Source organism: Pseudomonas tehranensis (assembly GCF_014268615.1).
Lineage (GTDB): Bacteria > Pseudomonadota > Gammaproteobacteria > Pseudomonadales > Pseudomonadaceae > Aquipseudomonas > Aquipseudomonas tehranensis.
Genome location: NZ_JABWQV010000338.1, coordinates 1 through 4,423 on the forward strand (window position 1 = coordinate 1; position 4,423 = coordinate 4,423).

The 4,423-nt window shown below is 60.8% G+C and carries 5 protein-coding genes; 1 reads left to right on the forward strand and 4 read right to left on the reverse strand.

Annotation, left to right across the window (positions count from 1 at the left end):
* Nucleotides 1-49: 49 nt before the first annotated feature.
* Nucleotides 50-1,423 carry a nucleotide 5'-monophosphate nucleosidase PpnN gene (gene ppnN / locus HU811_RS25365; RefSeq protein ID WP_047227654.1) on the reverse strand — a complete coding sequence of 458 codons (1,374 nt, stop codon included), beginning with the start codon at nt 1,421-1,423 and terminating at the stop codon, nt 50-52.
* 217 nt (nt 1,424-1,640) lie between these two features.
* Between ppnN and HU811_RS25370 the strand changes: the two genes are divergently transcribed.
* Nucleotides 1,641-2,174, forward strand: coding sequence for a DUF3087 family protein (locus HU811_RS25370; protein WP_092399013.1), 534 nt, complete (start codon nt 1,641-1,643; stop codon nt 2,172-2,174).
* Nucleotides 2,175-2,244: 70 nt separating this feature from the next.
* Here HU811_RS25370 and HU811_RS25375 read toward each other — a convergent pair whose 3' ends face one another.
* From HU811_RS25375 to HU811_RS25385, 3 genes are all read right to left on the reverse strand, one after another.
* Nucleotides 2,245-2,418 (reverse strand): con-10 family general stress protein, encoded by a 174-nt coding sequence (locus tag HU811_RS25375; protein WP_186658760.1) that lies wholly within the window; start codon nt 2,416-2,418, stop codon nt 2,245-2,247.
* A gap of 129 nt (nt 2,419-2,547) precedes the next feature.
* Complete coding sequence (locus tag HU811_RS25380) at nt 2,548-3,111, reverse strand: ATP-dependent Clp protease proteolytic subunit (RefSeq protein ID WP_092399009.1); 564 nt, start codon at nt 3,109-3,111, stop codon at nt 2,548-2,550.
* Between the two features lie 133 nt (nt 3,112-3,244).
* Entirely contained in the window at nt 3,245-4,282 is a 1,038-nt protein-coding gene (locus HU811_RS25385; protein ID WP_186658763.1) for a DNA topoisomerase IB, read from the reverse strand.
* Nucleotides 4,283-4,423 lie beyond the last annotated feature (141 nt).

The window sequence follows — 4,423 nt, forward strand, 5'->3', positions numbered from 1 at the left end:
TTCGCGAGCAAGCCCGCTCCCACAGGGGGGTGACAACCTTCAGAATCGGTCAGGTCACCACGCGATAGCACGGTTCATACGCGGCGCCGCCCGGCAGTTTCATGCGGTGCTGGGCGACGAAGGCCTGGAGCAGCCGGTCGAGGGGTTCCATGATGGCGGCGTCGCCGTGGATCTCGTAGGGGCCGTGTTCTTCGATCAGTCGAATGCCCTTGTCCTTGACGTTACCGGCCACGATCCCCGAGAACGCTCGGCGCAAGTTGGCGGCCAGTTCGTGGGCGGGCAGGTCACGCCTCAGGCCTAGGCTGGCCATGTTGGCGTGGGTCGGGTCGAACGGACGCTGGAAGCCTTCGTCGATTTTCAGCAACCAGTTGAAGTGGAAGGCGTCGTTGCGTTCGCGGCGGAACTGTTTGACCGCTTTGAGCCCTTGGGTCATCTGCCGCGCCACTTCGGCCGGATCGTCGATGATGATCTGATAATGCTTCTGTGCAGCCTCGCCCAGGGTCGCACCGACAAAGGCATGCAGTTGATCAAGGTACGGCGCGGCGCTCTTGGGCCCGGTAAGAACGACCGGGAAGGGCAGGTCCTGGTTGGCCGGGTGCATGAGAATGCCCAGCAGGTAGAGGAACTCTTCCGCCGTGCCGGCGCCGCCCGGGAAGATGATGATGCCGTGACCCACACGCACGAAAGCTTCCAGGCGCTTCTCGATGTCCGGCAGGATCACCAGCTCATTGACGATCGGGTTCGGCGCTTCGGCGGCGATGATGCCTGGCTCCGTCAGGCCCAGGTAACGGCCGCCGTGGATGCGCTGTTTGGCGTGGGCGATGGTGGCGCCTTTCATCGGGCCTTTCATCACGCCCGGGCCGCAGCCGGTGCAGATGTCCAGGCTGCGCAGGCCCAGTTCGTGGCCGACTTTCTTGGTGTATTTGTATTCTTCGGTGTTGATCGAGTGGCCGCCCCAGCACACAACGATTTTTGGCTCCACCCCAGGGCGCAATGTGCGGGCGTTGCGCAGCAGGTGGAAGACGTAGTCGCTGATGCCTTGGGAGGAACTGAGGTCGATGCGCTGGCTGTCCAGTTCGTTCTCGGTGTAGACGATGTCGCGCAGGGCGCTGAACAGCATCTCACGGGTGCTGGCGATCATTTCGCCATCGACGAAGGCGTCGGCCGGGGCGTTCAGCAGTTCCAGGCGTACGCCCCGGTCTTGCTGGTGAATACGGATCTCGAAGTCCTTGTAGGCTTCCAGGATGGTCTTGGCGTTATCGACATGGGCGCCGGTGTTGAGAATGGCCAGGGCGCACTGGCGGAAGAGGGTATAGATACTGCCGGAACCGGCTTCACTCAGTTGCTGGACTTCGCGCTGGGACAAAGTCTCCAGGCTGCCCTTCGGGCTGACCGAGGCGTTGATTACATGTCTTTGATTCATTCAGCTTTCCTTGAAAACGATGCCGTACTCACAACGACGGCATCTTGAAAAAAACGTCCACACAGAAAGATCGCACGATCCTTGCGGTATCGCCATGGACTTTGATCCGGATCCTTCGGGTCGGTTGCAACACAAAATGAGCCCCAGCATAGCTAAATCCACCGGGCAGGCGATAATGCGGGACTTTTTTTACGCCGCACAAGGAAATTGCACCGCGATGTTCGAGCTCAAGCCGTGGGACGCCGAAGTCTACCGACGCCAGACCCGACGCAGTACCCTCATCGTCGCCGTGACGTTCCTGGCACTGGCGATGCTGTTGTCCAGCCTTTCGGTGATGCTGTTCGGCACGCCCGGGGGGGATAATTTCCGCTTCAATCTCGGCGGGGTGATTGCCGCGGTGTTGGTGATGGTCGCCTTGATGCGCCTGTATTTCTGGTCGCAGCCGTGGATGGCCGCAGCGGTGTACGGCTGGCAGCTCAAGCGCAGCTTGATGAGCATCACCAATGTGATGCACCAGGTGCAGGCCGGGGTGCAGGCCCAGGACGTGGCCGCCATGAAGCTGCTACGGTTTTATCATCTGGGATTGACGCAGATGCATCAGCTGGACGCCAACTCCAGCGCCCAGGGCTCACTCGCCCGCGAGGCTGATGAGCATCTGGCAAGGATGCAGGCGCTCAATCTCGACAGCGAGCAAGCTCGGCTGGACCCGATCTGGATCGACACGGTGAAAAAGGCTTATAGCGGGCGCTGATCGACGCCCCAGGGCAATGACAGGTTAAGCGCCGGGGCGCAGAAGGCGTGCGCCCCGGCGATTTTCAAGGTTACGATTTTCTGCCCGCGCCTTGGTTGCGGTCAGTTCCTTTGCGGCCCGCTTCAGAGCCTTTCTGACGATCATTTGCAACGTTGCCGCCCGATGCATGGCCGCCTTTCTTGCCGGCTTCCGATGCTTTTTCCCGATCATTTGCGAAGTTGCCTTGGTTTTTATTACTGGCCATTTCGAGCATCCTCATTTTGGTTACGCGAGCAACGAGCCTCGCATAATTTGGGAAAGGAAATGGCCGGCAAAAGTTTAATGAAAACGGTTCGTCGGGTGACGAACGGCGCGAATGGACCAGACGGGGTCGCTAGTCCTCGCCACCACTGATTTTCCAATGCTTGGCATCCGCCGGGAAAACCACTTGCTCGACCCGGTGCGCAATGCCGAAGGCCAAAGAGTTTTCGGCCGGGATGACCCGTTCTTCGGCGCAAAGGCATTTGAAAATGTCCAGCTGAGTGGCGGCGCCGGCGGTTTCCTTGACGTAGATTTCCACGTACCGCGCCACGTCGTTGTCCAGGCTGGACAGGTATTCCCGTAAACGCGAGTGATCCACCGACTTCTGGCCGAAATACCAGTTCATCGGGTGAATCAGAAAGCGTGAGTGAGGCGTGGTGGTGCGGTCGCTGGCGGCCAGGTACATGATGATGCCCATGGACTCGATATTGCCGGCATTCACGGCACGCACCGGCACCGGAAGGGATTTGATGAAGGTGTAGAGGGTAAAGCCGAAGTTGGTACTGCCACCGATCGTCGAGAGGTTAAGCATCAGTGAGTCGGCGCCTTTTTCAATAGCATCCAGGCAGTTGTCCCGGAAGCGCTCGGTCGTTCCCTGATCGATCTGGCAATGAAAATGGACAATGTGTTCGGACATTTCAACCTCCTGTCGACTTCCTGTTGAACTGTCTGCGCAGCGGTGGCGCCGTACAGTTGGGAGTTCGCAGGTGCGCGGATGTTCCTCGTTTGTGGCCGGATGTTGGCGTTCGCGCAGGTGTCGTTCGCCGGGCTCAGCACGCTTGGGCAGTCTGGGCCATGCGTTGCAGGAACATCGCCAGCGCGGCTTCCTCCTCGCTGAGGCCTTTGCGGACCCGGGGGTTGGGCAGCTCCCTCAGCGAACCCAGCAGGAAACCCTCCACCACGGCGGGATGGATGTAGCATTTACGACAGACGGAGGGTGTATTGCCCAGTTGCCGAGCGACTTGCTTGACCATCTCGGCGAGGTGTTTTTTGGCCTCGCTCTCGGTTTCCCAGCACAGCAATCGCAGCCCCGCCAGCGCCGCGGCGCTGCCGGCCCAGGTGCGGTAGTCCTTGGCGGTGAAGTCCGCTCCGGTGAGGCTCTTGAGGTAGGCGTTGATGTCGGACGAGCTGATGGAGTGGCGTTCGCCGTTATCGTCCAGGTACTGGAACAGGTTCTGCCCGGGAATTTCCTGGCAGCGCTTGATGATCCGCGCCAGACGCCGGTCTTTCACGGTGATCTGGTGTTCGACGCCGCTCTTGCCACGGAACTGGAAGGCAATGGCGCTGCCGTTGACCTCGACGTGCTTGCTGCGCAGGGTGGTCAGACCGTAGGAGCGGTTGTCCCGGGCATACTGGGGGTTGCCGACCCGGATCAGGGTGACGTCCAGCAACGTGATAACCGTGGCCATGACCTTGTCGCGGCTGAATCCGGGTGTGGCCAGGATTTGCTCCAGGCGTTTGCGCAAGCGCGGCAAGGCGCGGCCGAACTCCAGCATGCGGGAGTATTTGTCGGCATCGCGCACTTCGCGCCAGCGTGGGTGGTAGCGGTATTGCTTACGCCCACGGGCGTCCCGACCGGTGGCCTGGAGATGACCGCGCGGGTCGGTGCAGATCCATACGTCAGTGTAGGCCGGCGGCACGGCCAGGGCGTTGAGGCGCTGGATTTCAGCCGCATCGGTGATCCGCTGGCCCTGGGGGTCGAAATAGCAGAACTTGCCCCGCACCTTCCTGCGGGTAATGCCGGGGGCGGTGTCATCGACATAATGCAGGTCGGCCGGCAACGCATCCGGCGGCGGGGTGTCGGGCATGAAAAAGGTCCTTGGCCACGAATCCGTTGGTCTGTGAAATCATTGACCGCAGGCCGTTGCGGTCGTGCCAAGTTTCTGAGGTCGAGGTCTGAGGTCTCAGGTAGATCACCGAACCTGTGGGAGCGGGCTTGCTCGCGAAGG

Bases quoted from the DNA above. Each gene is read 5' to 3' on its own strand.
- ppnN (WP_047227654.1), bottom strand. From the start codon at position 1,423: ATGAATCAAAGACATGTAATCAACGCCTCGGTCAGCCCGAAGGGCAGC.
- HU811_RS25370 (WP_092399013.1), top strand. From the start codon at position 1,641: ATGTTCGAGCTCAAGCCGTGGGACGCCGAAGTCTACCGACGCCAGACC.
- HU811_RS25375 (WP_186658760.1), bottom strand. From the start codon at position 2,418: ATGGCCAGTAATAAAAACCAAGGCAACTTCGCAAATGATCGGGAAAAA.
- HU811_RS25380 (WP_092399009.1), bottom strand. From the start codon at position 3,111: ATGTCCGAACACATTGTCCATTTTCATTGCCAGATCGATCAGGGAACG.
- HU811_RS25385 (WP_186658763.1), bottom strand. From the start codon at position 4,282: ATGCCCGACACCCCGCCGCCGGATGCGTTGCCGGCCGACCTGCATTAT.